This is a genomic window from Gillisella terrae (assembly GCF_004801395.1).
GTDB classification, from domain to species: Bacteria; Pseudomonadota; Alphaproteobacteria; order Rhizobiales; family Rhizobiaceae; genus Allorhizobium; species Allorhizobium terrae.
Map to the genome: position 1 here is coordinate 78,553 of NZ_SSOA01000007.1, position 26,509 is coordinate 105,061.

Here is a 26,509-nt window from a genome sequence, read left to right on the forward strand (position 1 = left end):
CCTTTTGCATGTGTCTTCTTTTCTTTCGACTTTGCGCTTATTCGTCGCTCATCTTCAGGGCGGCAATAAAGGCTTCCTGCGGAATCTCGACCTTGCCGAACTGGCGCATGCGCTTCTTACCCGCCTTCTGCTTGTCCAGCAGCTTGCGTTTACGGCTGGCGTCGCCGCCGTAGCACTTGGCGGTTACGTCCTTGCGCAGCGCCGAGATGGTTTCGCGGGCAATGACATTGCTGCCAATCGCGGCCTGAATCGGGATTTTGAACATGTGCTTGGGGATCAGATCCTTGAGCTTTTCGCACATGTCGCGGCCACGCTTTTCGGCGGCCATGCGGTGCACCATCATCGAGAGCGCATCCACCGGCTCGCCGTTGACGAGGATCGACATCTTCACCAGATTGCCCTCGCGATGGCCATCCAGATGATAGTCAAACGAGGCATAGCCCTTGGAGATCGATTTCAAACGGTCGTAGAAATCGAACACCACTTCGTTGAGCGGCAGCTCATAGGTCAGCATGGCGCGCTTGCCAACGTAAGTCAGCTCGGTCTGAATGCCGCGGCGGTCCTGACACAGTTTCAAAATGCCACCCAGATAATCATCCGGCGTCAGAATCGTTGCCTTGATCCATGGCTCGTGTATTTCGGAAATGCGCACCGGATCGGGCATGTCGGCCGGATTGTGCAGCTCGCGTTCAGAGCCATCGGTCATGAACATCTTGTAGACAACAGACGGGGCGGTGGCGATCAGATCAAGGTCAAACTCGCGCTCCAGCCGCTCCTGAATGATTTCCAGATGCAGAAGGCCGAGGAAGCCGCAGCGGAAACCAAAGCCCAGCGCTGCCGAGCTTTCCATTTCAAACGAGAACGATGCATCATTGAGGCGCAGCTTGCCCATGGCCGAGCGCAGATCTTCAAAATCCGCCGCATCAACCGGGAAGAGACCGCAGAACACCACCGGCTGGGCGGGCTTGAAGCCGGGCAGCATGGTGGCAGTGGGGCGCTTGTCTTCGGTAATGGTATCACCAACGCGGGTGTCGGCCACTTCCTTGATCGAGCCGGTGAAAAAGCCAATTTCGCCCGGTCCAAGGCTGTCCACGGTCAGCATTTTTGGCGTGAGAACGCCAACGCGCTCGACCTGATATTTGGCATCCGTGCCCATCATGCGAATGGTCTGGCCCTTGCTCAAGACGCCGTCAATGACGCGCACCAGAACCATAACGCCAAGGTAGGTGTCGTACCAGCTATCCACCAAGAGGGCTTTCAGCGGGCCTTTGTCACCCAGTTCGCTTTTGGGGGCTGGCAATTGCTTGACAATGGCTTCCAGCACATCGGGAATGCCAAGACCGGTCTTGGCCGAAATCAGCACCGCTTCGGATGCATCAATGCCAATAACCTCTTCGATCTGTTCCTTGATGCGATCAGGTTCGGCCGCAGGCAGGTCGATCTTGTTGAGAACCGTAACGATCTCATGGTTGTTGTCGATGGCCTGATAGACGTTGGCCAGCGTTTGCGCTTCCACGCCCTGGGATGCATCCACCACCAGCAGCGAGCCTTCGCAGGCCGAGAGCGAGCGCGAGACTTCGTAGGCAAAGTCAACGTGGCCGGGGGTGTCGATCAGGTTGAGCACATAGGTTTCGCCATCATTGGCCTTATAGTGCAAGCGCACGGTCTGGGCCTTGATGGTAATGCCGCGTTCGCGCTCGATGTCCATGCTGTCGAGCACCTGCTCCGACATATCGCGCTCCGCCAATCCTCCTGTGGATTGAATCAGGCGGTCTGCCAGCGTCGATTTGCCGTGGTCAATATGGGCCACGATCGAAAAGTTGCGGATATGGTCGAGAGGGGTGCGGTTATCTGTGCTCATAAGGTTCGCATATAGAGCATTTCAAGGAAAACTGTGAAGCGGTTTTCCGCCTGAAAATGCGAAAAGAGAAAAGTATTTGCGCCCCGCACGTCTCAAACTGGAAATGCGAGGCTTTTGGCTGATATTTTTGACCGCACAGGCGGGGTTTTAGCCCTGTGGCTGCGGATATCCGTCGTCGCCAAGGCCGGTTGCCACAACCGATACCCGGAACGTGCCATCCAGCTCCTTGTCAAAGATCGCGCCGACCACAATATCGGCTTCATCATAGACTTCGTCGCGGATGCGGGTTGCGGCTTCGTCGACTTCAAACAGCGTCATGTCCATGCCGCCGGAGATGGAAATCAGTACGCCCTTGGCACCGCGCATGGAAACTTCATCCAGCAACGGATTGGCAATGGCGGCTTCGGCGGCCTTGATGGCGCGGCCATCGCCGGTTGCTTCGCCCGTGCCCATCATCGCGCGGCCCATGCCCTTCATGACCGATTTCACGTCGGCGAAGTCGAGGTTGATCAGACCTTCCTTGACGATCAGGTCGGTGATGCAGGACACGCCCGAGAACAGAACCCGGTCGGCAATCACAAAGGCATCGGCAAAGGTGGTCTTGGCATCGGCAATGCGAAACAGGTTCTGGTTCGGAATGACGATCACGGTGTCGGTGGCTTCACGCAGGCGCTCAATGCCTTCTTCAGCGGCCATCATGCGGCGGCGGCCTTCAAAGCTGAACGGCTTGGTGACCACGCCAACGGTGAGAATGCCTGCATCGCGGGCAGCACGCGCAATCACAGGGGCGGCCCCGGTGCCGGTGCCACCGCCCATGCCAGCGGTGACAAAGCACATATGGGTGCCTGCGAGATGATCCATCACCTCATGCAGGGTTTCTTCAGCAGCCATACGGCCGGTTTCGGGAATAGAGCCCGCACCCAGGCCTTGGGTCATTTCAGCGCCAAGCTGAATGAGGCGAGGGGCTTTGGACATGGCGAGCGCTTGGGCATCAGTGTTGGCGGCAATAAAGTCCACCCCCTGCAAGCCCTCGGTGATCATGTTGTTGACGGCATTGCCACCGCCGCCGCCAACACCGATCACGGTAATCTTCGGCCGCATTTCTTCTATTTGCGGTTTTCTGATTTCGATCACGTTTGTCTCCTTGGGTCTGGGCGTCGGCAAATTGCCACCGCGCACGAATCACACACTCTCTTGCCACGGGAAAAAGGCCGGGAGTTGGGCGACATGCAAGAGGCTTGTTGATGAAACATCATTTTCCTTGAGCGAGGATGACCAGAAATGCGCTTGACTCTATTAAATGATCATAGTTTTCTATGATAATGGAAAATGACAGCGATAATTTTGACAATAGCATAGCAGACCGTCTCAAGGCATTGCGCATGGCGCGGGGCCTCACGCTGGATCAATTGGCCGAGCAATCGGGCGTCAGCCGTGCCATGATTTCACGCATTGAGCGCGCGCAAGCCAGCCCAACGGCGGCCCTGCTGGCACGGCTTTGCTCAGCATTGGGCCAATCCCTGTCGGTGTTTTTTGCGCCCGCCGAAGAGAACGCACCGCTTGCCCGCTTCGCACAGCAACCCGTCTGGAAAGACCCGGAAACCGGCTACCTGCGCCGCTCGGTGTCTCCTCCTGGCACAGGCTCTTCGATTGATGTGGTTGAGGTGGAATTTCCGCCCGGTGCATCCGTGCATTTCGCATCCCAACCCGCCAGCCGCAATCAGTGGCAGCATGTCTGGCTGTTTGAAGGCCGCATGGAGCTGACTGTTGGCGATGTGGTGCATGTGCTGGATGCGGGCGATTGCCTGCACATGAACATTGGCGATGTCCACGCCTTTCGCAATCCAACGTCAAATATAGCCCGCTATGGGGTTATCATTCATCTTGGCCATTCAGCTTTTTAAGAGGTTTTCATGACGATCATGCGCGCGCTGAATGCCCATCAGGCAAGAGAAGCAATACCGGCCCTTTGCGATATTCTTTGTGATTGCGTCGAGGGTGGAGCATCGGTTGGCTTCATGCAGCCAATCGAGACGGACACGGCGCGCGCCTTCTGGCACGGCGTTGCAGATGCCGTCGAGGCCGGTGATGTCGTGCTGTTGGCCGCAGAACAGGAGGGCAAAATTGTCGGGACGGTGCAACTGTCGCTAAACCAGCCGCCCAACCAACCCCATCGCGCCGATGTGAAAAAACTGCTGGTCCATCGCAGCGCGCGCGGCCTTGGCCTCTCGCGCCTGTTGATGACCGAGCTTGAAAAGCAGGCAGTGTTGGCTCGCAAAAGCCTGTTGGTACTGGATACCGCCACGGGCGAAGCGGCAGAGGTCATTTATCAAAAGCTTGGCTGGAGCAAGGCCGGTGTTGTGCCGGACTATGCCCTGTTTCCCGATGGTCGCTTTTGCGACACCTCGATTTTCTACAAGCGGATTGAAAATACCTCTACCGCCAACCCGTAGAGCGGGCTTTATGAGCTCGCGGAGGTCAGGTCCTCAACCTTTGCATCCGGCGCGTTCTTTTGAATAGAAGCTATGGCGCTCAAGGCCGAGGCTTTGGCTTTATAGCCTTCGGAGCCGAACATTGTTTCGCCATTCGAGGCCTTGAAGCGAAATCGGAATTCGCCAGCCTTGTCCTTGTAGACTTCGAACTTATACATGATTTCCTCCCCACTCTTGTGCGTGTAAAGACGAGGTTACACGCCGATAGTTGGGAATTCAATTGTTCTTTATTATGGGTTTTGAATATCCCGAAATGGAGTTGCGCCATGACCGAAAAACCAAAAATCACCATTCTCTACTGCACCCAATGCAATTGGCTTTTGCGGGCAGGCTGGATGGCGCAGGAATTGCTGCAAACCTTTGGTGATGATCTTGGCGAGGTCGGGCTTATTCCCGGCACGGGTGGCAATTTTGAAGTGCGGGTCAATGGCGCGCTGATTTGGGAGCGTAAGCGCGATGGTGGTTTTCCCGGACCAAAGGAATTGAAACAGCGGGTGCGGGACATGATCGATCCCGAGCGTGATCTCGGCCATGTTGATCGTGTTTCTGTCGATACACATAAGGGCGAAGCATAGGCCTCGCCCTTATGTCGATTAGAGTTCACCGAAAAGGTGAGCGGCAAATCCGATAGCGTCCATCACGATCCAGATAGCGGTTGCTGTCCGGGTCGTAGGCTCGGTGGTTGTTCAGGCACCAACGCACATGCGCATCCCAGCCATTGCGTGGCGGTGGTGGCCTGCCATAGCCGGGCGGTGGGCCGGGGCGGTAATAGCCTGGCGGCGGTGGTGGTGGTCTGCCATAACCCGGTGGAGGTCCGGGCGGCGGGCCGGGGCGATAATAACCCGGCGGTGGCGGCGGAGGCCTGCCATAGCTCGGTGGTGGGCCGGGAGGATAATAATTTGGCGGCGGTGGCGGTGGTGGGCGGCCAAAATCGGGCCGATCATAGCAGCCATAGTTGTCGCAGACGTAACGAATGTCGTGAACAAGAGATGTGCTATTGTCGAAAGGTGCCACCGCAAAAGGCATGGCGGATGACGCTGTCTGCGGCAAGCCGCCAGCAACCATCATCGCAATACCGGCCAAGGCCTTGCGGAAAAAAGACATTCAGTGCCTCCTCGAAGAATCCGTGAGATTCGGATCATGGTTATGACGTCGCCGTCTGGCATGACGTTTTGCAATAGCATTGCGCGTGATTCTGCCTCAGCGCCACCTGCTACAGCCTTTTGTCTTCCGGTGATTGGGTGCCATGGTCGATGCAGATGATATATTAGTACTCGTGTTTCGGCTTGTCAGTATTTTTCTTTGTATCAATGAAATCAATTATTTCTCGATCAAATTCAAAGGCCTGTCCAAATGTTGAATCGTGATCTGCAAGGTTCATTTTTGCCGCCACAAAAAAAATACACAGCCTGACATGAAAAGTTCAAAAACCGTGTTGACTTACGCCGTCCAGCCGACTAAATCCCTCGTCAACGCCCAGATGGCGGAATTGGTAGACGCGCCAGCTTCAGGTGCTGGTACTCGCAAGGGTGTGGAGGTTCGAGTCCTCTTCTGGGCACCAATTCCTTAATCAAGTCAATGGCTTGATTTAAGAATGCCAAAAATGACTACCAAAAATAAGCCCGGTTCGCCGGGCTTTTTTTTGTTCATTTTTCCGCTTTTGAGCAAACGCTGTCCTGTCCTTTGTGCGTCCTATCTGGCGCAGGATGCCATCCCTCTCCGCCAGAGGTATCAGCCCTATTTTTCGCGCTTGCAATCCTTCGGTGTGAGTTTTGGTGCGGCGCTGAAAATATTACAGCGCCGTGCGCCATATCTGGCGCACGAAGGACGCTGTAACACTTTTAATCTGCTGCATAATTTTCACCTTAAATCGATTCCGATTTAAGGAATTATGCAGTAGGAATGCCTCAATAAAGTCGTGCCTTGAAAAAATGTGTCACAATTAAGGCATGTCACACAGTTGTTAATCAGCGCCTCTATTCAGCCCCGGCATCTTCCCATCCGTTTGCTTAAAACGAAATATTAAGAGGTCGTGACATTGTCCGGAATTGAAAAGCTGCGCTTCTCCACAGCGCTTGGCGTGGTTCTTGCTGTTTGCCCCGCTGCTGCGATGGCGCAGGAAGCCTATTTGAACAAGGATGTCCCCGCATTTGTGGACACCGGCGCAACCAACCAGCGCGGCGATGCGCGCTACGCCACAAAGGACACCAACGCCGCTGTGCGTTTGCTGAGCGGCTTTTTGCAGATCTGGCAGCCTCGGACACCATTTGTCGATGCGGGTGTTTCCGCACCGGCGCGGGATGGTTTTCCTGCTGTGTCGCAGACCGATTGGGATGGCATTCCCGGCAGCGCCACCGATGGCACGATCCTTAATCGGGCAGTGCATGATTATAATATTCAGTATGTGGTCAATGCCACACGCAATCGCACCGCTCAGCAGGCCGTTGATGCCTATCTCGATGACCGTCGCGGCAAGGCAATCAGCGTGTTGGACGGCCTTGGCCCGCTGCAAAATGCCTGGGTCAAGGGCACGAAGCAATTCACCACCATTCTGGGCGTGGCACCTGATGCCACAAGCGTGAAATACGATGATCAGGGCAACAACACCGGCATTGATAGCAGCAGCAATGCCGATTTGGGGCTGGCCGTCGATCTGCTCAATCGTGTCGGTTATGATGCCTCCACAGAGCCTTCAAAGCGCTATTTCAAATATGGCCGTCCGTTCCGCTGGTCCAGCGATGTCGCCCTTTTGCCAACGTTGGTTCCTGCCAAGAGCAGCAGCCCGGTCACGGATGGCGGTTTTCCAAGCGGGCATACGGCTGAAGCATGGCGCGATGCTTTGACCATGGCCTATCTGGTGCCTCAGCGTTTTCAGGAAATGGTAACACGCGCTGTTATGCTGGGCGACAACCGCATTCTTGCCGGCATGCATTCACCGCTGGATGTGATTGGCGGGCGTATGTTGGGTACGGCATCTGTGGTCTATAATCTCAATCGCCAGAATGGCGATTCAGGTTTCAACTGGCAGGATCTGAAAAATCAGGCCTTTCAGCAGACACAGGCCTGGCTGAAGAAAGAAACCAATTCGACAACGGCGACCGATCTGTATGTGGCAGCCCATGCGGCTGATCTTTCCACAGATCGCTTCGCCAGCCGCGAGGCCAATGCGGCCTACGTGTCGCAGCGCCTCACCTATGGCTTCGCGCCGATTGGTGCCACAGACAAGCCAGCCTTTGTGCCCAAAGGGGCTGAAGTTTTGCTGGAAACACGCATGCCTTATCTGAGCGCCGATCAGCGCCGCGCGGTTTTGGCAACCACTGCTCTGCCCTCGGGCTATCCGGTGATGGATGATGCCGAAGGCTATGGCCGTCTCAACCTGTTTGCCGCTGCCGATGGCTACGGTGCGTTCTGGCAGGATGTGACCGTCAATATGGACAAAAGCCTTGATGGCTTTAATGCTTTCGATGCCTGGCGCAATGACATTGGCGGTAGCGGCAAGCTGACCAAGCAGGGCACCGGCACATTGATGCTGACGGGTCTCAACACCTATTCTGGCGGCACCCGCATCAGCGGCGGCATGCTGGTGGGCACCAATGGCAATGCCTTTGGTACTGGCCCTGTTCAGGTTGATGCCAATGGACAGATGGTGGTCAACACGCTGGTCACCAGCACGCTGGCCAACACCATTTCCGGTACTGGCGTGTTTGAAAAACGCGGCACGGGCACACTTCTTTACACCGGCAATGGTTCGCAGTTCACGGGCACAACGCTGATCAGTGGCGGTCGTTTTTCTGTCAACGGTTCGTGGGGCAGTGCGCTTGAGCTGGAAAGTGGTGCCAATCTTGGCGGTAACGGCACGGTTGGCAGCGTTACGCTGAAAAGCGGCAGCCGCCTTTCACCTGGCAACTCCATTGGCACTCTGAACGTCAATGGCAATCTGACCCTTGCGCCGGGCTCCACCTATGATCTGGAAATTGCCAATGATGGCCGGTCTGACCGCACAATCGTCAGCGGCACGGCTGCCGTCAACGGTGCCAACCTGAATGTCATTACCATGGATCCAACGGTCAGCTATGCGGCAGGCCAGTCCTATTCCTTCCTGACGGCAGGCAGTGTCACCGGGCAGTTCAGCAATTTGCAGATCGATTCAGCCTTCATCAATTCGAAGCTCTTCTATTCCCCAACCGATGTCACGTTGCGGCTTTCCAGCTGGGGTGGCCGGGCCTTTACCACGGCGGCACAAACGCCAAATCAGCTGGCAGCGGCCTCCGCGCTGGACAAGCTTGATCAGTCCGCAGGCTCCAGCAGCCTGCCGCTGTACAACACTGTTCTGTTCATGAACGCCGACAATGCGCGCAAAGCCTTTGATCAGGTTTCCGGCGAAGACCATGCCAGTGTTCAATCGGCCCTTCTCAGCAATTCCCGCTTTGTCAGTTCCATGGCGCTTGACCGGCTCTATGATGGAGACACCGGTTTCTGGACCTCCGGCTACGGGGCGCGTACCCACTTTGGCAGCGATGGCAATGCCGCGTCCTATGATCTGTCCGGTGGCGGCGTCTTCTTTGGTGGTGATGGCTTTGTCGCTGATCACGTTCGTCTTGGTGCTCTGACAGGCTGGGGCCATTCCGAGCTCAACAATGATCGCACCAGCGGATCAAGCAATATCGACAGCTATCACATTGGCGTCTATGGCGGTGTGGATATTGGCCAACTGGCTCTGAATGCCGGCGCAGCCTACAGCTTGAACCAGACCGATGTGAAGCGCTCCGTATCGTTTGGCAATTTCTCCGACAGGCTGACAAGCGATTACAACAGCGGTCTTGCCCAGTTCTTTGGTGAGGCAAGCTATGCTGTGAAGTTGAATGATCAGCTCACGCTGTCGCCGTTTGCCAATCTGTCCCACGCCATTCTGTCCACAAACGGCTTTTCCGAAAAGGGCGGTGCGGCAGCGCTTTCCTCATCGGATAATGATGCGCGGGCAACCTTCAGCACTGTTGGTCTTCGCACATCGGGAGATTTCGATCTCGATGATACGCCAATGACCTGGAATGCAACAGCCGGATGGGTGCACACCTATGGAGACACAACGCCGGAAAGCCGGTTGTCTCTGGCAAAGGGTGGAAGTTTTCTGGTATCGGGTGCGCCCATTGCCCGTGATGCTGCAAAGGTCTCGGCTGGCGTTGGCATGAAGCTCAGCGAAAACGTCAATTTTGGGCTGTCTTACCATGGCGAGTTTGCCAAGGATAATTCCGAAAATGCCGTGCGCGCTGATCTCAAAATTCGGTTCTAAAGTGTGTCAGGCAAACGTGGACGCCGCTTGAACTGAGTGTTGAAAACCGAGGCCAAGTTTGGCCGGGGTCTGCGAATTTGGACGAACAAGGCTGCGCCGCGCATTTCACACGATGCGCGGCGCACTTTTATATGACTGATAAGCGAGAGCCTGCCGGACCAAATAATCGTGACGGCATACGCTGGTCATGCACAATAATTCCCACAATCGCATCGCGCCATTCACTGCGCCGGTTGCTGGCGTCTCGAAAACCATGCTAGAATGAGAACAAATCAGAAACTAATTCATGTCATGAATGAGCGCAACGTTCAGCTCAAAGGAATGCAATGCGACAGCCGTTTTCGTTCTATGAGTTTTTTGCAGGCGGCGGCATGGCGCGGGCGGGGCTTGGACCGGACTGGCAATGTACGTTTGCGAATGATTTTGACGGCAAAAAGGGACTGACCTATCAGGACAACTGGGGCACAGGTGGTGAGCTGAGTGTTGCTGACATTCGTGCTCTCACGGTGGATCATTTGCCCGGCTCGGTTGATCTGGCCTGGGGCTCGTTTCCCTGTCAGGATTTGTCTTTGGCGGGCGTGGGTGCAGGCTTGCGCGGGGCGCGATCTGGCACATTTTATCCGTTCTGGGATTTGATGAAAGGTCTTGCCGCTGATGGGCGTGGTCCGAAAATCATTGCTCTGGAAAATGTGTGCGGTGCGCTGACCTCGCACAAGGGCGAGGATTTCAAGGCAATTTGCGAGACGTTTTCCCATGCAGGCTATCGTTATGGCGCGCTGGTGGTGGATGCCGCATTGTTCTTGCCACAGTCGCGGCCGCGGCTATTTTTGATTGGCGTGCGCAAGGATGTGGTGATTGACCCGTCCCTCCTGTCGCCGGAGCCGACTTTGCCCTTTCATACTCGCAGTCTGCGCAATGCGCATCAGCGGCTTGGCAAGCGCGTGGCGAAAGATTGGCTCTGGTGGAATGTGCCGTCGCCTGCGCTGCGCACCACGGCTTTTTCCGATATTATCGAGGAAAATCCGGCTGATGTCGCGTGGCATACGCCGGAGCAAACGGCCAAATTGCTGGCCAGCATGTCGCCGGTCAATCTGGCCAAGGTTGAGGCAGCCAAGCGCGCCGGGCGGCGGATGGTGGGTGGTGTTTACAAGCGTACCCGTCCTGAAGCCAGCGGCCGCATTGTGCGCGCCGAGGTGCGTTTTGATGAGATTTCGGGCTGTTTGCGTACGCCAAACGGCGGCTCGTCTCGCCAGACCATTCTGGTGGTCGAGAATGAGCGGGTGCGCTCGCGGCTGATTTCGGCGCGCGAAACCGCCCGCCTGATGGGGCTGGATGAGAGTTATCGGCTGCCACGCCGCTATAATGAGGCTTATCACCTCACTGGCGATGGCGTGGCCGTGCCAGTGGTGCGCTTTCTGGCGCAATATCTGTTTGAACCACTTTTGGACCATCGCGCCGCAAACGATGCCAAAGCGCCGATGAACCGCCAAGAGGGTGTGCGGTTTGGCCGTTGATTTCAATTTTCGAAAACGGGCGGTCGCTTCGCTGATCAATGATATCGGCGTTTACATTCTGGCCGATCTCGACAATGTGCCGCTCTATGTCGGTCAATCCAAGGATGGTATTCGCGCCCGCGTGGCCCGGCACCTGACCTCGGCGCGGTCTGACATTATCGCCAACCGGCAGATTGATGTATGGGAAATCGCCTATGTCTGGGCCTATCCTGTCGCCGACAGGGCGGAGATCAATGTGCTTGAGGCCAGCCTTTTTCATCATTTTGATCCCAGTTCGCAACTGGTCAATGGAGCCTTGCCGCCACGCACCGCCCTGTTGGAAAACCTTCCCGATCCCGCTCAGGTGGTGCAGGTGCTGAGTGATGAAGAGATTTCAGAACGCAAACAGCCAGAGCAGCGTTTGCCACGCCAAGCCAATCATTACGCCCAGATTGTCAGCCATTTTCTGTCGGTGAAAAACTCAACCCAGATTGCGCGGGCCATGAATGCGCATTTTGAGCGGCTTAACCGTTATCACTCGCTATTGTTGGGCAAAGCCGAAGTCATGCCCGGCGAAAAAGATAATTAGAGTTTGTCAGGGAAAAGTGGAATCCGGTTTTCCCGAATAGACAAACGAAACTCGGGAATCTAGAGTCTGTCTGGTTCAATTTGAACCTGACAGACTCTAGAGCCTTCGTTTGTCCGGAAAAACCGGACTGCACTTTTTCCCGACAAACGTGAGATTTATTCACCTACATCACGCGGGTTGATGCCCGGTATCCATGCACCGGTATTCGGGGGTTGTGAGCCCGTATAAGAAACACCGGTGCCGTCATCGCTATTGCCGGTGGTGCAATGGTAAACGGTGCGCGGCATGCCGGAGCCGAGAAAATGAAAATCGCGGGTGCCACGGCCCTGCATCAATACAGTTTCCGTTGTGCACTTATAGCTCGGCTGGAGATTTTGCCGATCAATTTCAGCCTGAGATTTGACACCAGGCAAGTCTTTGTATTCCTCGGCAGGCAAGGTCCAGCTTTGCATGGTCGGCATTTTGTTGGTGCTGGGTTTCTTGATGGGCTCTGCCTGCGCACTTGTTGCCAGCATGGACGCGGCCAGCAACAGGCTTGCTATCATGGGGGCTGGTGCGCTGCTCATAACGGTCTCCTTCCCGATCGGTTCGGGCCCGATTGGTTCGGGTTCTTACCCCTATATAAGATCAGATTGCGACCGACAAAAGGGTGGCGCGTTCACAGTTTTTCCGAAAGCCGCAACAATCAGCGTGGGATCGAATTAGAAGCGATCCGACACCCGCATGCCAGCCGGCCCCAAAATCACAGCAATCAGCACCGGCAGGAAAAACAAAATCATCGGCACGGTCAGCTTTGGCGGCAGGGCAGCGGCCTTTTTTTCTGCGGCATTCATCCGTTCATCCCGGCTTTCCTGGGCCAGCACGCGCAAAGCCTGTCCAATCGGCGTGCCATAGCGTTCGGCCTGCACCAGAGCCTGACAGACCGACTTGACCGTTTCCAGCTGGGTGCGGTTGCCGAGATTTTCATAGGCCAGGCGCCGGTCTTGCAAAAATGACAACTCGGCTGTGGTCAGCACCATTTCTTCGGCCAGATCGGGCGATTGGGTGGCCATCTCATCGGCCACGCGGCGCATGGCGGCTTCAATCGACATGCCGGATTCGACGCAGATCAACATCAGATCGAGAGCATCGGGCCAGGCGCGGCGAATGGAGAGCTGGCGTTTGGAAATGCGATTTGAAACATAAATGTTGGGCAGATAAAAGCCGATATAGCCCGCGACAATTGCCGCCAGAAGGCGTACGGCAAAAGGCCGTTCATGCAGATTATGCAACGCGAAAATCCAGATGCTGGCCAGCGTAAGAAACACAAAGGGCAGCACGAAGCGGGCGGCAAGAAATGTATTGAGCGCATTGGTGGAACGCAGCCCTGCGGTTTTCAACCGTCCCACGGTGTTCTCATCCACCAGAGCCTTGCGCAGGTTAAAACGCTCAACAATCTTGCTGGCAGAGCCGCTATCGGTGTTGCGCAAACTTCCACGACCGGTTTCAGAATTCATGCGGGCGCGCTCACGTGCTCGGATCTGGTCACGCTCGGTTGAGACGGCTTTCATCCGCTTGTTCAGGTCACTGCGTTCAAACAGTGGCACGACAATGGTGTAAATGGTGGCAAAAACCGCAACCGCCACCAAAAGCGCGATCAGCAGGGACGGATTGGTCAGACGCGCGGCAAGATCATCGGTCATGGCTTTTCCTCAAATATCGAAATTGATCATTTGGCGCATGATGAAAATGCCAATCAACATCCATATGCCCGAAAGACCCAAAATCAGATGGCCACGCGGATCGGTAAACAAGATCCCGATGTAGTCAGGCGAGGTGAGGTAGACCAAAAGCGTGACAACAAAGGGCAGGGAGCCGATAATCACCGCTGACGCCTTGGCCTCCATGGAAAGTGCGCTGACCTTTGCGCGCATCTTGCGCCGCTCACGCAGAACTTTGGACAGATTGGCCAGCGCCTCGGAAAGATTGCCGCCTGCCTGAGACTGGATGGTGATGACGATCGAGAAAAAATTCACCTCCTGAAGCGGCATGGCGGAAAACATGCGGCCACAAGCTTCCGGCACGGAAATGCCGAGCTGCTGCGAATCCACCACTTTGCGAAACTCCGCCTTCACCGGCTCCTGAGCATCGGTGGCAATCATGCGCAATGCGTCGTTCAGCGGCAGGCCGGATTTGATAGCGCGCACCATGACATCCAGCGCATTGGGAAACTCGATCAGGAATTTTCCCTGTCGCCGCTTGATCATGAAATTGAGAATCCAGCGTGGCAGGCCGACACCTGCCACGAAGCCAACGCAGGCTGCCAGCAACAGGGTCATGCCAAGCACGAGACCGATGCAAAAGAACACCAAGCCCAGTGTGGTGCTGGCAATGATGAAATGGGTGAGGGTCAAGCCAAAGCCGGTTTGCGGCAAGCGTTGTTTCAGGGGTTGATTGGCAATCTTTTTGGTGTTTTCCGCCTGCTTACGCTCAAGTTCTTTCAATGTGTCCTGTACGGATTTTCGCCGTTTTGACAGCTCCTGCACCCGGTCACGCGCACTGCGCGCCTTGGTGGTGTCAGACTCGGCGTTTTTTACCCGCGCCAGCCGCGATGCCGCCTTTTTATCGGCCTCGACCCGTGAAAACATCAGCACATAGGCCAGCGAGCCCGCCGCAATGGCCGCCAGAACAACAATCGCAAGCACATTGAGGGTCATCTGTCTGGTCCTTATAGCGCGCCGGATTTCTGTTCCATGGCGTCCAGGGCCGCCGCCAGCCGTCGGTCTTCATTAAAATAGCGAGCACGCTCCCAAAAATGCGGTTTGCCAATGCCGGTTGAGACATGGCGGCCAATGATCTTTCCGGCGAGATCTTCGCCTTCAATCTCATAGCGCATCAAATCCTGGGTGATGATCACATCGCCTTCCATGCCAATCACCTCGGTAATCTGAGTGATGCGGCGAGAACCATCGCGCAGGCGGGCGGCCTGAATGATCACGTCGATGGAGCCGGAGATGATTTCCCGCACGGTTTTTGCCGGCAGCGAATAGCCACCCATGGCAATCATAGATTCCATACGGCTGAGGCATTCGCGCGGGGTATTGGAGTGAATGGTGCCCATCGATCCATCATGGCCGGTGTTCATGGCCTGCAACAGGTCAAACACTTCCGGGCCACGCACTTCGCCGACAATAATCCTCTCTGGCCGCATACGCAGGCAGTTTTTCACCAGATCGCGCATGGTGATCTCGCCTTCGCCTTCAATATTGGGCGGGCGGGTTTCCAGCCGCACCACATGCGGCTGCTGAAGCTGCAATTCGGCGGTGTCTTCGCAGGTGATGATGCGCTCATCCGCATCAATATAGCGGGTCAGGCAGTTCAAAAGCGTGGTTTTGCCCGAGCCTGTTCCGCCGGAAATCACCACATTGCACCGGACCCGGCCAATGATCTGCAAAATCTGCGCCCCTTCGGGCGTAATCGCACCAAACTTGACCAATTGATCGAGATTGAGCTTGTCTTTCTTGAACTTACGAATGGTCAGTGCCGGGCCATCGATGGAGAGCGGCGGTGCAATAACGTTGACGCGCGAACCATCAGGCAGGCGGGCATCGCAGATCGGACTGGATTCATCGACGCGCCGCCCCACCTGACTGACAATGCGCTGGCAGATCGACATCAGCTGGGCATTGTCACGAAACCGGATTTCGGAATCAATGGTCCTGCCACCGACTTCGATAAAGGTCTGGCCCGCGCCATTGACCATGATGTCGGAAATATCATCGCGCGCCAGCAGGGGTTCCAGCGGGCCATAGCCCAGCACATCATTGCAAATGTCCTCCAGCAGCTCTTCCTGCTCGGAGATCGACATGGCAAAGTTTTTGATGCTGATGATGTCGTTGACAATGTCGCGAATTTCTTCGCGCGCACTCTCAGCATCCAGCTTGGCCAGTTGCGACAAATCGATGGTATCAATCAGGGCGGCAAAGACCTGGCTCTTGGTGTCGTAATAGTCGTCGGTGCGGATTTGCCGTTTGCGCACGGGTGCAGCCGATGGCGGCGATGGTGCGGGGGCTGTGGTCGCAGAAGATGGCTCGATCAGGTTTGACTGGCTGGATGATGGTGGTATCGGGGCAAGCGGCATGGGGGCAAGCGGCACCTGCGCTGCGTTGCCCTTTCCAACCCCATCATTTCCACGTTTACCGAACATGTCATGTCTTCCAGTTGCGCCGAACCCTTATCGAAGGTTCGTGTTTGTGGCGTATCGCCAGTGGTTATTTTCCGGCAAGGCGCTCCAGCACCCGGCTAAGGCCTGCTTTTTTGGCTTTCTTGGCGCTGGTGCGCCCGGTGATGAGATGGGCAATCTGCGAAAAGGTTTCTGCCGTTGGACATTTGGCATCAACCTCGGCAATCATACGCCCGCTGTTGGCGGCATTGCCAAACAGTTGCACATCAAACGGAATAATGGCGGCGGGCTTGATGTCCAGCGGCTCAAAGAAGTCGGCGGGCGAAATTTCCGGGCGCTTGGGCATGCCAACCTGATTGAAAATCAGGTGCGGCGGCCTGTCATTGGGCCTAATCTTTTTCAGGGCATCCAGCAGGTTCTTGGTGTTGCGCAAATTGGCAAGGTCGGGCGCACAGGTCAAAACAATCTCGTCCACCTCGGCCAGAAGGGCGCGCGTCCAGTCATTCCACGTGTGCGGCACATCCAGAATGGCAATGGGTGCGCTGCGCTGCAAGGTTTCCAGCACCGGCAGGAAGGCACCCCGCTCAAAATCGTAAGGACGATCAAGCAAAGACGGAGCCGCCAGCAAGGACAGATTTTTGGCGCAATCGGTCAACAACCGGTCCAGAAACGTCTCATCCAGCCGTTCCGGTGCAAACACCGCTTCGGCGATACCTTGCGCAGGGTCTTGGTCAAAATCGATATTGGCTGTGCCATAGGCCAGATCCAGATCGGCCAGAATGGTCTCTGATGAAAACAGCGAGGCGACCATAAAAGCCACGTTGTGGGCAATGGTGGATGAGCCAACACCGCCCTTGGCCCCGATAAAGGCAATGCTGCGGCCCAGCGGTTCGGCATCGGGATCAATGAAGATGGTTGAAAGCGCACCAATCACGTCCGACATGGTGACGGGCGCAACAATATAGTCTGAAACGCCGTTGCGCATCAGTTCGCGATAAAGAGCAATGTCATTGAAATGGCCAATGACAATCACGCGGGTGGAGGGATCACACACCTCGGCAAGCGGGGCCAGCTCCGCCAGCAGGGTTCCGGCCTGCGCTTGTGTTTCCAGAATGATCAGATTGGGTGTTGGCGCGCCCGAAAACATGTTGATGGCTGCTGAAATGCCACCGCTGGTCACCCGCATGCTCACCTTGGCCATGCGTCGGTCGCGTCCACATTCCTCCATCACCGCCAGCACACTCTCCGAGAGGCAGAAGGCATGCACCGAAATGCGTGGCAAAGGCCGCAGCTTGTCCAGATCACCTGATCTTGACGGCTCAGCCCGATGCCCATCGCCGTTTTGCGTCACGGATTGAATATCATAGTGAATGGAGTTCATGGCGTTGACCGATCCCGCTGTTAGTTGATTCGACCGTTGCGATAATCGGTGATGACCTTTGTTCTGTTGTCGGCATCAATCGGGGTCATGCCGCGCGGCGCGATCAGGTCCGTTGGGCTGGCAAGCTGGGCCGCCAGATTGGCCTGGGTGGCGCAGCCAAAATTTTCCCAATGTTTGTTTTGTGATGTGTCATTGGCCAGATCTTCCGGCCATTGGCCGCAAGGGCCAGCCACGGCGGTGGTGGCCGTATAGCTCAGACGAATGGGCGCGGCATCGCCACTGGCTTGTGCCTGATAGGGGCGCTCGATAATCTTGGAAGACGGAATACCCTTGGCAATCAACCGGCTGCGCACCTGCCGGGCAAGCGTGGATGCGGCAACGCTGTTGGGCGAGCCATAGGGCACCATCATCTGCACGTAGCCGCTCGATGCCTTGCGGTAATCCTGCGCAAAACCTGTTACGGTGTCACCCATGCCGGTTGTCATACGGCTTGAGCCTTGCGCCACCGGCAAATCAAGGGAATGCTCGACATCGGTCACCACAATCGGGTGCCGGGTGCGATAATCATCGGGGATCGAGCCGGTCGACATCGTATCCTTGCCCATGCCGCCGCAGCTGGAGAGGGATAACATTGTCACCAATCCCAACGCCAGTTTCGGGGCCAGTTTTGCGGGGAATTTTGCATTTTGCAGGATCATCGCCGCCTCACTTGTAAATAAAGCCGACCGTGCCGTGATAGGCACCGGTGGTGTTGGTGTCTTTTCGGCCATAGACCTTGTTGACACGGTTGAGAAAATACATGGCTCCATCGCCCGCCGGATTGAAATTGTCGTCTGGGCGCTGCAACTGATTGCGCGCAACCGGGCGAGTCAGATAGGGCGTGGCAATAATCACCAGCTCGGTTTCCTTGCGCTCAAACTGCTTGTTGCGAAACAATGCACCAAGGATCGGCACGCTGCGCGCACCGGGAACGCCAGTGCTTTGCTGGGTGACATCGTCATTGATCAGACCCGCCAGCGTAATTGATCCGCCCGAGGGCAATTCCACCGAGGTCGTGGCCTGACGCTTGCGAAACTCGGTTGTGCTGCCCGTGGTCATGGGTTCGGACACTTCGGTTTCGATCTTCAGGCTGATGCGGCCAGCCGACAGAACCACAGGGGTGAAATTCAGCTTGATACCGTAATCATAGGTCTGGGTGGTGGTTGATCCATTGGCCTGATTGATGGTTCGGATCAACTCTCCGCCCGAGCTGAACGTGGCGCTCTGGCCAGAGGTGGCCGTCAGGGTTGGCTCGGCCAGCGTCTTGATCACTTTGGCTTCTTCCATGGCATTGATCACGGATGCCAAGGAATATTTGCCCAATGCTGTCGAAATGGCCGCAGAAATTGCGGTTGAATCGGCCGGATTGGCGGCTGTCACCGGGGTATTGCCCGAAATGGTGTTTTGCAGCGTGGTGTTGAAGCCCAATTGCTTGAGGATTTCGCGGCGCACCTCGGCAACCGTGATTTTCAACGTGACCTGATCATCGCCTTCAATCGTCAGCATATTGACGATCTGCGATTGTTGACGGCCTTCGGCATAGATCGCCACTGCACCATCGCCACTGCTGTTGCTTGAGACAGTCTGGTTTCTCGTGGTGGCCTCACCGCCTTTGACAAAGGCCTGGGCGAGGGCAACAGCACGTGCTGAATCCTGCGGAGTGCGCACCGTGCCGGTCAGCACCACATTGTCCGAGATGATCTCGACCTTGATGTTGGAATCAGGAATGAAGCGGCGAAGATTGGCTTCCAGCCCGTCAATATCGCGCTCGATTTGCAGATCCAGGCTGACGATCTCGCGCCCGTTGGCACCAAAGATGAAGATATTGGTCTGCCCAACGGTTTTGCCAAACAGATAGATGCGCCGCGAGGTGCGGGTCACCGCATCGGCCAGCGTGGGGTCGGCCACCAGAATGTCCTGCGCATCTTCGGGCAGATCCACCACAATCGCCTTATTGAGGCCAAGCTTCAATGTGCGGTGCGCGCCGGGGCCGGATTGGGTGATCCGCACCAGTGATTGCTGCTCGGCATAGGCTTTTGCACCCTCACGCCACAGGCTGGAGCGTTCACCCGGAATGCCGGAAACGGTGAGAACAAGCGCAAGGCCTGTCATTGTAATCGCGCGAAACAGGCGGGGCCGGGTGGCATTCATCAGAAACATCCTGTTCATTATTGCGTGCCCCCCGCATTGTTCACGACGGTTCCTGACTTGATCACCTGCACTTCGCCGCTGGTGCTTGATGTGGTGAACGTATCGGGCTCTTGGGCATCGGCAACAGAACGCAGCGTCAGCGAGAGCCGCTCGGCGGCCTGCTGGCCTGTTGCGAGCGCAATGGCTTGCTCGGGCGTGAGTTCAAGGGTTGCTGTCGTGCCGATGACCGAGCGGCGACCGCCTTGTTTTTCTTCAATCTGCTGGTCAATCGCCAGCACGCGCACATTGCTGAGCAATACGGAGCTGACATGCATGTCGTCCTTATTGCCATCTTGCGACAGTTTGCGCACCATAATCACGTCGACGCGATCATTGGGCAGGATGAAGCCGCCCGCGCCAGTTGCCACCGAGATTTCTACGGCGACGGCGCGTTTGCCCGCCGGAAGCAGGGCCGACAGCGTGCTGCCCGATGCATCGGCCACTTTTTCAATGCGGATAGGCTCACCTTCAAAAATCGGCAGACGCACGATGCTGCCATCAAGATCTTTCATGGCATCGGGGCGGCTGTCCTGGGTGATGAATCCCGTGACCAGATCATTCTTTGGCCAGGCCATCCAGCGCATGACCTTATCGGACAGGCGCGCACCCACCGGCATGCTGGTTGAGGCCACCAGAATATTGACGCTTGGATCCTTGATGACCGTTTTTTCAGCCTGCTGAACAACAACCTGCTTCGGCCCGCTCATGCTCATGGCCAGCAAGCCAGCGAGCCCTGCCGCAACAAGGGCGACAATCAGAATGAAGATGCGGGCGGGTTTCATGGTCTTTCCTCAGGTGCAAGCGCAACGTCTTGACCCTTAGAAGATCAGGAATTGGTGTAATTAGGGTTAACAAATGCCTTATGGCTTTGGTTAATGATTTATTTCTTCGTGTTGAGAGCCAGTAAAACCAAAGGCGATTGAAGAACACTGCAAAAGCCGCCAATGGCGATGGCAATGCCATAAGGTATCTTCTTTTCCATCAGCAGCGATCGTGGCACGGGCAGGCGAAGGGCCAGAATATGCGAAGACTGGCTGCGAATCAGCAAGATAAGAAGCGTGAGCACACCGCCAAACACAGCCACTTGCAGCAAAAACACCAGTAGAGTGATGTTAAACCCAAACCATACAGCGCAAGCGGTGAGCAGTTTTGCGTCTCCTCCACCCATCACGTTGAAAGCAAAAAACGTAAAACAGGCCAAAAGCACAATGAAACCGGCGAGAAGATGAAGGCTAACCTCGCGCAGCGGCAATCCCACCACCGCGGCCAAGGCAAAAAAGCCCGCCAACATCACCAGTGGAATGATATTGGGAATTTTCATCTCAAACAGATCAGTAAAAGCGGCTGCCGCCAGACAAAGCGGAAAGATAAGTACGATTATTGCAGCCATCATGGCGGAAAACCCCGGTTGGTACGGGGTGGATGATAGGGATGAGAGGTAAACAAGAGGTTTGGTAAACAAAAAGAAAACCGCCCCGATGCGAGGCGGTTACTCATTGTGATCGATTGAAAGAGTGTTATTTATCAATCAGCCACCAGTGCCAGTGCCAGTGCCAGTGGCACCTTTGTTGGTCGCACTATCAAGCTTGCCCGCAAGGCCACTGAACGTAGTGCTGATGCTGTTACCAAGCGTTGTTGCACCGGCAATCAGCGCCACGGAAATCAGGGCTGCAATCAGGCCGTATTCGATTGCGGTGGCACCTGATTCGTCTTTTAAGAAACGTGCAAAAATCTTCGACATGGTGTGTTCCTGTTCCAAGAGGGTGATCAGCTCCGTCAACTGTTTCCGCTGATCGGATGTATAAAACGTACAGGGAAGGCCATTGCGATTGACTTAAGAATTCAAGTTAACAAAGTTTTAATCCATGCTCTTGGCGCGTGTGGTAAATGAATTTAAAATATAATTGATATCAATGTTAGATTTGAGAAAAATTCTCTATTTGTTCCGATATTGGGGCGCAATATTCGGTATTTTTCTCGGAATTTTACTCTGCTCTTCAAGCGTAAATGGATGTGACTTTGCTGCATGTTTCAGGGTGAGGCGTACATGTAATGATCCATTTACCATTTTGCTGCACAGTATGACGCAATTCAGAAAAAGAGATTGTTCTTATATGAGACCGGTTCCGCCGTTTCGCTTTGGAATTGCACTTGCACTTGGTGCAATCATGATCGCAGCCGGAAGTGCGAGAGCCGATAACAATCTGCTGCGGGTCTATATGAATCAGGCACGCATCCTGAAGCTTGATCGGCCGATCAGCAAAGTGATTATCGGCAATGACAAAGTGGCGGATGCAACGGTTGCCGATGCGAAGACCATTGTGTTGACGGGCCGCAGTTTTGGCACCACCAATATCGTTTTGCTGGACCGTGACGGCAATGCTGTGCTGGATGAGCGTATTCTGGTCTCGATTGATGAGGGCAATACGGTGCGGGTTTTCAAGCAGACGGAGCGCACTGTTCTGTCGTGCGATCCCAATTGTGAAGAGCATTCAAAGTTTAACAATGTCGGCAAATCCTCGGCTGCTGGTGCCACCAATTGATCGTTTCGATGTGCTTGATCGGGTTGTTGAAGTGGTAGGCAAAAGTTGTTTTTTAGATCACCCAAAACAAGGTTTGTGATTTTTCTGCGCAAATCGAGACAATTTGGAAACGAAACTTAAAGACTTGACCTCATATTTTGCGGTCAGGTTTAACAATCGGCGCTGAGACATGACGTTCATCAAGCGGGCCTGTGACAACGGTTTCAGACCACGCCGTCGCACATGGCTGAAATTGCTCAAGCGTTTCCGGCGTTCAGCGGACGGCTCGGCCGCGATTGAGTTCGCCATTCTGGCCATCCCCTATTTTCTGATCGTCTTTGCCATTCTGGAAACCTTCATCGCCTTTGTTGCCGAGCAAGTGGTGACGTCTGCCGTTGACACATTGGGCCGCAATATCCGCACCGGCAATATCACCTATAAACTCGGCAAATCGACAGATAAGACGAGTGCCGAATTTCGCCAGCTGTTTTGCAATGAGATTTCCTTTATGTTGAAATGCGATGCCGCAGAAGTGGCAACGCCCGATCGGCTCTATCTGGATGTGCGCAGCTTTGCCACCTTTGCCGAAATCCCCAAAGTCATCACCACGGCGAACGGCAGTCTGGATACGACCGACTTTGCCTATGCGCCCGGCGGCTCTGGCTCCATCAACATGCTCCGCGCCTATTACTATTGGCCGGTGACGACAGATCTGGTCCGCTCCTACGTTGCCACCATTCAAAAGCCCGGTGAAACCAGCAATTCGGATTATCTGATTGTGGAAACCACAGCCTTCCAGAGCGAGAAATATTGATGATGCTCTGGCGTAAAAACATCCAGCTTCTGATCTACCGCCTCCAGCATTTTTCCAAGGATAGCTCAGGCGTTGGTGCGGTGGAATTTGCGCTGATCGTGCCGGTGCTGTTGCTGCTCTATCTCGGGGCATTCGAATTGACGCTCGGGCTCAACGTGGCTTCACGCGCAACCTCCAGCGCCGGAGCCATTGCGGATATTGTCGCCAGCAAAGATGCCAGCTTTAACAAGGCATTTCTGGCGACAATGCCGGATGTGGCCGCTGCCATTTTCGCGCCAAAGCCAACCACGGGATTTTCGATGAAAATCACCGGCATTCAGGTGGATTCGAGCCTCAATGCCAAGGTTGCCTGGTCATGGGCGCAGGATGGCAGCAAACCTTATGGTGTGGGCACGGCCGTCACCATGCCGTCTGGCATGGCCGCGGCCTCGACATCCTTTGTGCATGTCGAGTTTTCAATTCCCTACAAAATGGTGACCTATGCGCCGGGGCTGGATGCCGTGCTCAAGACTATCACCATCAGCCGCGATTATTATTATCGCCAGCGTACCACTGAACCCGTGAGCTGTTCCGATTGTTAAACGGCTGATGCGTAGAGATTTGCAACACTGCGCGCAAATCGCTATGGATCAGGAACAGTAAACGGCATGTGGTGAAGTATGGCACGGGCATTTCTTTTTGTTCTCGACTCCTTTGGCGTCGGCGGGGCACCCGATGCAGCGCGCTATCATGATCAGGGAGCAGATACGCTTGGCCATATTGCCGAGTTTTGTGCCGCCGGTGCCGCAGATCGCCAAGGCCTGCGCGAAGGGCCATTGCAGCTTCCCAACATGTCGGCACTGGGTCTGGTGCATATTGCCCAAATGGCCAGTGGCTCTCTTCCTGCTGGCATGCCAATGCCTGAGCGCACCTTCGGCATTTATGGTGCGGCTTCGGAAGTGTCAAAGGGCAAGGATACGCCTTCCGGCCATTGGGAGATTGCCGGTACGCCGGTGATGTTTGATTGGGGCTATTTTCCCACTGAAGGCGATGCATTCCCGCAAGAGCTGGTGGATCAGATTTGCCAAAAAGCCAATCTTCCCGGCATTTTAGGCAATTGCCACGCCTCCGGCACAGAGATTATCGCAAGGCTTGGGCAGGAACATTGCCGAAGCGCCAAGCCGATTTGCTACACATCCTCCGATTCCGTCTTTCAAATCGCGGCGCATGAACGCTATTTCGGCCTCGATCGGCTGCTGCAACTGTGCGAGATCGTGCGTGAATTGCTGATGCCCTATAATATCGGCAGGGTGATCGCCCGACCATTTATCGGCGAAACTCCAGCGACGTTTGAGCGAACCGGCAATCGCAAGGATTATTCGGTGCTGCCGCCGGAGCCGACACTGCTGGACCGGCTGACAAAGGCCAATCGCACCGTGCACGCCATTGGCAAAATTGGTGATATTTTTGCCCATCAAGGCACAAGCCGCGAAATCAAGGCCAGCGGCAATGAAGCGCTGATGGCTGCCACGTTGAACGTGATGGATGAGGCGAAGGACGGCGACCTCGTTTTCACCAATTTCGTCGATTTCGATATGCTCTATGGGCACCGCCGCGACGTGCCGGGCTATGCTGCGGCGCTGGAGGCCTTTGATGTCTGGTTGCCGGCCATCTATCGCAAGCTTGTTCCCGGCGATCTGGTGATCCTCACCGCAGACCATGGCTGTGACCCGACCTGGCGCGGCACCGACCACACCCGTGAGCGGGTGCCGATCATGGCGTTTGGCCCCGGCATTCGCAGCCGCTCGATTGGTCTGCGCCCAAGTTTTGTAGACATTGGCGAGAGTGTCGCCGCTCATCTCGGCATTGCGCCGGGTCCGCATGGCAGGAGTTTTCTATGACACGGGATTTGCTGAAAGCTGAGTTGCATTGCCATGTCGAGGGGGCGGCCCCACCGGCGCTCACATTGGCGCAGGCCGAAAAATACGGCATTGATTCCACCACGTTCGTGCGCAATGGTGCCTATGTCTGGCAGGATTTTACCAGTTTTATAGCCTGCTATGATTTTGTCGCCTCCGTATTTCGCACCGAAGAGGATTATGCCGCTTTGGCTGAGGCTTATCTGTGCGAACTGGCGGGCGTCAATACAATCTATAGCGAGCTATTTGTTTCCCCGGATCACGGCGAGGCCGTGGGGCTTTCGGCGGAAGCCTATATTGAAGGGCTGGCTGAAGGCATTCAACGCGCCAAAGCCAAGACCGGCATTGAATGTCGCATGGTCATCATCGGCGAGCGGCATCTGGGGCCAGACAATGTTTTGCGCCGGGCCAAATGGCTGGCAAACTATAGCCATCCGCTGGTCACAGGCTTTAACATGGCAGGCGAGGAGCGCATGAACCGGGTGGTGGATTATGCGCCTGCCTTCCAAATCGCCAAAGAGGCAGGCTATGGCATTACCATCCATGCCGGTGAATTGTGCGGGGCTTTCAGCGTGACGGATGCGCTCGACCATGTTGCGCCAAGCCGCATCGGCCATGGGGTGCGCTCCATTGAAGATACCGATCTGGTCAAGCGGCTGGCTGATCTGGGCACAGTTCTGGAGGTCTGTCCGGCCTCCAACATTGCCCTCAAGGTCTTTCCCGATCACCAAAGCCATCCCCTGCGGCAATTGGCGGATGCTGGTGTGCGGGTCTGCATCAATTCCGATGATCCGCCGTTTTTCCATACCTCGCTTGCGCAAGATTATGAGATTGTCGCCAATATGGGCTTTGATAGCGCGGAGATCAACGCCATGACCCGCACGGCGATTGAGGCGGCGTTTGTGGATGAAGAGACCCGCTCAAAGCTGCTATCGCGCCTTGATGCGCCAACACGTCAGGATGCATCTGGGGATGGTCTGGTAAAATAGCCTGCACACTCTTGCCCTTTGGGTCTATTCTTGGAACAGAATGACTTCAAGATCAGAGCAATAAACATAAGAAGGTTCTCTCCATGGACGGCGTTACAGTCATCAATCACCCCCTCGTGCAGCACAAGCTGTCTTTCATGCGGCGCAAGGAAACCTCGACTGCGGGATTTCGGCGGTTGCTTCGGGAAATTTCCACGCTGTTGTGCTATGAAGTGACCCGTGATCTGGAATTGACCATGGAAACCATCGAAACGCCGATGGTCGAGATGGAAACTCCGATTTTGGAAGGCAAGAAGCTGGTGTTCGCCTCCATCCTGCGGGCTGGCAATGGTCTTCTGGAAGGCATGCTGGATCTGGTTCCTTCTGCCCGCGTTTCGCATGTCGGCGTTTACCGCGATCACGAAACCCTGCAAGCGGTGGAATATTACTTCAAGGCCCCGGAAAACCTCTCGGAGCGGCTCGTGATTGTGGTCGATCCGATGCTGGCCACCGGCAATTCATCGATTGCGGCGGTGGACAAGCTGAAAGAGCGCGGCGCGAAAAACCTGCGTTTTGTTTGCCTGCTGGCAGCCCCCGAAGGCATCAAGAATTTCCGCGAAGCGCACCCCGACGTGCATGTTTACACGGCATCGATTGACAGCCATTTGAATGAGCACGGCTATATCGTGCCGGGTCTGGGTGACGCGGGCGACCGCATGTATGGCACCAAGTAAGGCCTTATTCACGATCAAACACTGCAACCCCGGTGCCTGTCGCCGGGGTTTGTATTTTGAGGATTTACGCAGCAGC

Annotated in this window: 27 protein-coding genes and 1 tRNA gene; 14 read left to right on the forward strand and 14 right to left on the reverse strand. The window is 55.5% G+C overall.

Translation table 11 applies throughout. From position 1 onward, the window contains the following. Nucleotides 1-37: 37 nt before the first annotated feature. Together lepA and ftsZ are read right to left on the reverse strand one after the other, a co-directional pair. Nucleotides 38-1,861 carry a translation elongation factor 4 gene (lepA, locus tag E6C51_RS13780; RefSeq protein WP_190236394.1) on the reverse strand — a complete coding sequence of 608 codons (1,824 nt, stop codon included), beginning with the start codon at nucleotides 1,859-1,861 and terminating at the stop codon, nucleotides 38-40. A 147-nt stretch (nucleotides 1,862-2,008) separates the two neighbouring features. Further along, nucleotides 2,009-2,995, reverse strand: coding sequence for a cell division protein FtsZ (gene ftsZ / locus E6C51_RS13785; protein ID WP_075639372.1), 987 nt, complete (start codon nucleotides 2,993-2,995; stop codon nucleotides 2,009-2,011). A 188-nt stretch (nucleotides 2,996-3,183) separates the two neighbouring features. On the opposite strand from ftsZ, the gene E6C51_RS13790 reads away from it, so the two are divergent. Next, on the forward strand, nucleotides 3,184-3,765 hold the full coding sequence (locus E6C51_RS13790; protein WP_190236452.1) for a helix-turn-helix domain-containing protein: 582 nt from the start codon (nucleotides 3,184-3,186) through the stop codon (nucleotides 3,763-3,765). A gap of 9 nt (nucleotides 3,766-3,774) precedes the next feature. Beyond that, nucleotides 3,775-4,314: a GNAT family N-acetyltransferase gene (locus E6C51_RS13795; protein WP_190236395.1), complete on the forward strand. Its 540-nt coding sequence runs from the start codon at nucleotides 3,775-3,777 to the stop codon at nucleotides 4,312-4,314. An 8-nt stretch (nucleotides 4,315-4,322) separates the two neighbouring features. On the opposite strand, the gene E6C51_RS13800 is transcribed toward E6C51_RS13795, so the two are convergent. Further along, entirely contained in the window at nucleotides 4,323-4,511 is a 189-nt protein-coding gene (locus tag E6C51_RS13800; protein ID WP_146932500.1) for a YegP family protein, read from the reverse strand. Between the two features lie 108 nt (nucleotides 4,512-4,619). Here E6C51_RS13800 and E6C51_RS13805 point away from each other — a divergent pair, with 108 nt between their 5' ends. Then, a complete protein-coding gene (locus tag E6C51_RS13805) occupies nucleotides 4,620-4,928 on the forward strand; it encodes a SelT/SelW/SelH family protein (protein ID WP_146932498.1) in 309 nt (102 codons plus the stop codon). Nucleotides 4,929-4,953: 25 nt separating this feature from the next. On the opposite strand, the gene E6C51_RS13810 is transcribed toward E6C51_RS13805, so the two are convergent. Further along, nucleotides 4,954-5,457 (reverse strand): BA14K family protein, encoded by a 504-nt coding sequence (locus E6C51_RS13810; RefSeq protein ID WP_146932496.1) that lies wholly within the window; start codon nucleotides 5,455-5,457, stop codon nucleotides 4,954-4,956. Nucleotides 5,458-5,827: 370 nt separating this feature from the next. Here E6C51_RS13810 and E6C51_RS13815 point away from each other — a divergent pair. The 5 genes from E6C51_RS13815 (at nucleotide 5,828) to E6C51_RS13835 (ending at nucleotide 11,725) form a co-directional block, all read left to right on the forward strand. Beyond that, a tRNA-Leu gene (locus tag E6C51_RS13815) sits at nucleotides 5,828-5,914 on the forward strand. 33 nt (nucleotides 5,915-5,947) lie between these two features. Beyond that, nucleotides 5,948-6,238, forward strand: coding sequence for a hypothetical protein (locus tag E6C51_RS13820; RefSeq protein ID WP_190236396.1), 291 nt, complete (start codon nucleotides 5,948-5,950; stop codon nucleotides 6,236-6,238). Nucleotides 6,239-6,391: 153 nt separating this feature from the next. After that, on the forward strand, nucleotides 6,392-9,643 hold the full coding sequence (locus E6C51_RS20230; RefSeq protein ID WP_407920810.1) for an autotransporter domain-containing protein: 3,252 nt from the start codon (nucleotides 6,392-6,394) through the stop codon (nucleotides 9,641-9,643). Nucleotides 9,644-9,969: 326 nt separating this feature from the next. Further along, a complete protein-coding gene (locus tag E6C51_RS13830; protein ID WP_190236397.1) occupies nucleotides 9,970-11,157 on the forward strand; it encodes a DNA cytosine methyltransferase in 1,188 nt (395 codons plus the stop codon). Beyond that, complete coding sequence (locus tag E6C51_RS13835; protein ID WP_146932490.1) at nucleotides 11,147-11,725, forward strand: GIY-YIG nuclease family protein; 579 nt, start codon at nucleotides 11,147-11,149, stop codon at nucleotides 11,723-11,725. Before E6C51_RS13830 ends, E6C51_RS13835 begins: the two co-directional genes overlap by 11 nt. Before the next feature lie 155 nt (nucleotides 11,726-11,880). On the opposite strand, the gene E6C51_RS13840 is transcribed toward E6C51_RS13835, so the two are convergent. The 10 genes from E6C51_RS13840 to E6C51_RS13885 form a co-directional block, all read right to left on the reverse strand. Further along, nucleotides 11,881-12,291, reverse strand: coding sequence for a hypothetical protein (locus E6C51_RS13840; protein WP_190236398.1), 411 nt, complete (start codon nucleotides 12,289-12,291; stop codon nucleotides 11,881-11,883). A gap of 135 nt (nucleotides 12,292-12,426) precedes the next feature. Next, nucleotides 12,427-13,407: a type II secretion system F family protein gene (locus tag E6C51_RS13845; RefSeq protein ID WP_146932486.1), complete on the reverse strand. Its 981-nt coding sequence runs from the start codon at nucleotides 13,405-13,407 to the stop codon at nucleotides 12,427-12,429. Between the two features lie 9 nt (nucleotides 13,408-13,416). Beyond that, on the reverse strand, nucleotides 13,417-14,421 hold the full coding sequence (locus tag E6C51_RS13850) for a type II secretion system F family protein (protein WP_190236399.1): 1,005 nt from the start codon (nucleotides 14,419-14,421) through the stop codon (nucleotides 13,417-13,419). Nucleotides 14,422-14,432: 11 nt separating this feature from the next. Further along, nucleotides 14,433-15,911 carry a CpaF family protein gene (locus E6C51_RS13855; protein WP_190236400.1) on the reverse strand — a complete coding sequence of 493 codons (1,479 nt, stop codon included), beginning with the start codon at nucleotides 15,909-15,911 and terminating at the stop codon, nucleotides 14,433-14,435. Nucleotides 15,912-15,975: 64 nt separating this feature from the next. Next, entirely contained in the window at nucleotides 15,976-17,268 is a 1,293-nt protein-coding gene (locus tag E6C51_RS13860) for a CtpF protein (protein WP_146932480.1), read from the reverse strand. A gap of 20 nt (nucleotides 17,269-17,288) precedes the next feature. Beyond that, complete coding sequence (locus E6C51_RS13865) at nucleotides 17,289-17,966, reverse strand: CpaD family pilus assembly protein (protein ID WP_190236401.1); 678 nt, start codon at nucleotides 17,964-17,966, stop codon at nucleotides 17,289-17,291. Between the two features lie 7 nt (nucleotides 17,967-17,973). Next, entirely contained in the window at nucleotides 17,974-19,476 is a 1,503-nt protein-coding gene (locus E6C51_RS13870) for a type II and III secretion system protein family protein (protein WP_146932476.1), read from the reverse strand. Continuing rightward, nucleotides 19,476-20,279 carry a Flp pilus assembly protein CpaB gene (gene cpaB / locus E6C51_RS13875; protein WP_190236402.1) on the reverse strand — a complete coding sequence of 268 codons (804 nt, stop codon included), beginning with the start codon at nucleotides 20,277-20,279 and terminating at the stop codon, nucleotides 19,476-19,478. Before cpaB ends, E6C51_RS13870 begins: the two co-directional genes overlap by 1 nt. A 98-nt stretch (nucleotides 20,280-20,377) precedes the next feature. Continuing rightward, nucleotides 20,378-20,890, reverse strand: a complete 513-nt coding sequence (locus E6C51_RS13880; protein ID WP_190236403.1) for an A24 family peptidase — start codon at nucleotides 20,888-20,890, stop codon at nucleotides 20,378-20,380. Between the two features lie 135 nt (nucleotides 20,891-21,025). Further along, nucleotides 21,026-21,238 carry a Flp family type IVb pilin gene (locus E6C51_RS13885; protein WP_190236404.1) on the reverse strand — a complete coding sequence of 71 codons (213 nt, stop codon included), beginning with the start codon at nucleotides 21,236-21,238 and terminating at the stop codon, nucleotides 21,026-21,028. Nucleotides 21,239-21,665: 427 nt separating this feature from the next. On the opposite strand from E6C51_RS13885, the gene E6C51_RS13890 reads away from it, so the two are divergent. From E6C51_RS13890 to upp, 6 genes are all read left to right on the forward strand, one after another. Continuing rightward, nucleotides 21,666-22,040 (forward strand): pilus assembly protein N-terminal domain-containing protein, encoded by a 375-nt coding sequence (locus tag E6C51_RS13890; protein WP_190236454.1) that lies wholly within the window; start codon nucleotides 21,666-21,668, stop codon nucleotides 22,038-22,040. A gap of 169 nt (nucleotides 22,041-22,209) precedes the next feature. Further along, complete coding sequence (locus E6C51_RS13895) at nucleotides 22,210-22,833, forward strand: TadE/TadG family type IV pilus assembly protein (RefSeq protein WP_190236405.1); 624 nt, start codon at nucleotides 22,210-22,212, stop codon at nucleotides 22,831-22,833. After that, nucleotides 22,833-23,414 (forward strand): TadE/TadG family type IV pilus assembly protein, encoded by a 582-nt coding sequence (locus E6C51_RS13900; RefSeq protein ID WP_230987307.1) that lies wholly within the window; start codon nucleotides 22,833-22,835, stop codon nucleotides 23,412-23,414. The genes E6C51_RS13895 and E6C51_RS13900 overlap by 1 nt, the downstream gene beginning before the upstream one ends. Nucleotides 23,415-23,492: 78 nt before the next feature. Further along, entirely contained in the window at nucleotides 23,493-24,713 is a 1,221-nt protein-coding gene (locus tag E6C51_RS13905) for a phosphopentomutase (RefSeq protein ID WP_190236406.1), read from the forward strand. Then, nucleotides 24,710-25,720, forward strand: a complete 1,011-nt coding sequence (locus E6C51_RS13910) for an adenosine deaminase (protein ID WP_190236407.1) — start codon at nucleotides 24,710-24,712, stop codon at nucleotides 25,718-25,720. Before E6C51_RS13905 ends, E6C51_RS13910 begins: the two co-directional genes overlap by 4 nt. Nucleotides 25,721-25,803: 83 nt before the next feature. Further along, nucleotides 25,804-26,433 carry a uracil phosphoribosyltransferase gene (gene upp / locus E6C51_RS13915; protein WP_146932459.1) on the forward strand — a complete coding sequence of 210 codons (630 nt, stop codon included), beginning with the start codon at nucleotides 25,804-25,806 and terminating at the stop codon, nucleotides 26,431-26,433. The last annotated feature ends 76 nt before the right edge of the window (nucleotides 26,434-26,509 follow it).

Excerpts from the sequence above, each read along its gene's own strand:
- lepA (WP_190236394.1), bottom strand. The coding sequence starts at position 1,861 with ATGAGCACAGATAACCGCACCCCTCTCGACCATATCCGCAACTTTTCG.
- E6C51_RS13790 (WP_190236452.1), top strand. The coding sequence starts at position 3,184 with ATGGAAAATGACAGCGATAATTTTGACAATAGCATAGCAGACCGTCTC.
- E6C51_RS13795 (WP_190236395.1), top strand. The coding sequence starts at position 3,775 with ATGACGATCATGCGCGCGCTGAATGCCCATCAGGCAAGAGAAGCAATA.
- E6C51_RS13800 (WP_146932500.1), bottom strand. The coding sequence starts at position 4,511 with ATGTATAAGTTCGAAGTCTACAAGGACAAGGCTGGCGAATTCCGATTT.
- E6C51_RS13805 (WP_146932498.1), top strand. The coding sequence starts at position 4,620 with ATGACCGAAAAACCAAAAATCACCATTCTCTACTGCACCCAATGCAAT.
- E6C51_RS13810 (WP_146932496.1), bottom strand. The coding sequence starts at position 5,457 with ATGTCTTTTTTCCGCAAGGCCTTGGCCGGTATTGCGATGATGGTTGCT.
- E6C51_RS13820 (WP_190236396.1), top strand. The coding sequence starts at position 5,948 with ATGCCAAAAATGACTACCAAAAATAAGCCCGGTTCGCCGGGCTTTTTT.
- E6C51_RS13830 (WP_190236397.1), top strand. The coding sequence starts at position 9,970 with ATGCGACAGCCGTTTTCGTTCTATGAGTTTTTTGCAGGCGGCGGCATG.
- E6C51_RS13840 (WP_190236398.1), bottom strand. The coding sequence starts at position 12,291 with ATGAGCAGCGCACCAGCCCCCATGATAGCAAGCCTGTTGCTGGCCGCG.
- E6C51_RS13845 (WP_146932486.1), bottom strand. The coding sequence starts at position 13,407 with ATGACCGATGATCTTGCCGCGCGTCTGACCAATCCGTCCCTGCTGATC.
- E6C51_RS13850 (WP_190236399.1), bottom strand. The coding sequence starts at position 14,421 with ATGACCCTCAATGTGCTTGCGATTGTTGTTCTGGCGGCCATTGCGGCG.
- E6C51_RS13855 (WP_190236400.1), bottom strand. The coding sequence starts at position 15,911 with ATGTTCGGTAAACGTGGAAATGATGGGGTTGGAAAGGGCAACGCAGCG.
- E6C51_RS13860 (WP_146932480.1), bottom strand. The coding sequence starts at position 17,268 with ATGAACTCCATTCACTATGATATTCAATCCGTGACGCAAAACGGCGAT.
- E6C51_RS13865 (WP_190236401.1), bottom strand. The coding sequence starts at position 17,966 with ATGATCCTGCAAAATGCAAAATTCCCCGCAAAACTGGCCCCGAAACTG.
- E6C51_RS13870 (WP_146932476.1), bottom strand. The coding sequence starts at position 19,476 with ATGAACAGGATGTTTCTGATGAATGCCACCCGGCCCCGCCTGTTTCGC.
- cpaB (WP_190236402.1), bottom strand. The coding sequence starts at position 20,279 with ATGAAACCCGCCCGCATCTTCATTCTGATTGTCGCCCTTGTTGCGGCA.
- E6C51_RS13880 (WP_190236403.1), bottom strand. The coding sequence starts at position 20,890 with ATGATGGCTGCAATAATCGTACTTATCTTTCCGCTTTGTCTGGCGGCA.
- E6C51_RS13885 (WP_190236404.1), bottom strand. The coding sequence starts at position 21,238 with ATGTCGAAGATTTTTGCACGTTTCTTAAAAGACGAATCAGGTGCCACC.
- E6C51_RS13890 (WP_190236454.1), top strand. The coding sequence starts at position 21,666 with ATGATCGCAGCCGGAAGTGCGAGAGCCGATAACAATCTGCTGCGGGTC.
- E6C51_RS13895 (WP_190236405.1), top strand. The coding sequence starts at position 22,210 with ATGACGTTCATCAAGCGGGCCTGTGACAACGGTTTCAGACCACGCCGT.
- E6C51_RS13900 (WP_230987307.1), top strand. The coding sequence starts at position 22,833 with ATGATGCTCTGGCGTAAAAACATCCAGCTTCTGATCTACCGCCTCCAG.
- E6C51_RS13905 (WP_190236406.1), top strand. The coding sequence starts at position 23,493 with ATGGCACGGGCATTTCTTTTTGTTCTCGACTCCTTTGGCGTCGGCGGG.
- E6C51_RS13910 (WP_190236407.1), top strand. The coding sequence starts at position 24,710 with ATGACACGGGATTTGCTGAAAGCTGAGTTGCATTGCCATGTCGAGGGG.
- upp (WP_146932459.1), top strand. The coding sequence starts at position 25,804 with ATGGACGGCGTTACAGTCATCAATCACCCCCTCGTGCAGCACAAGCTG.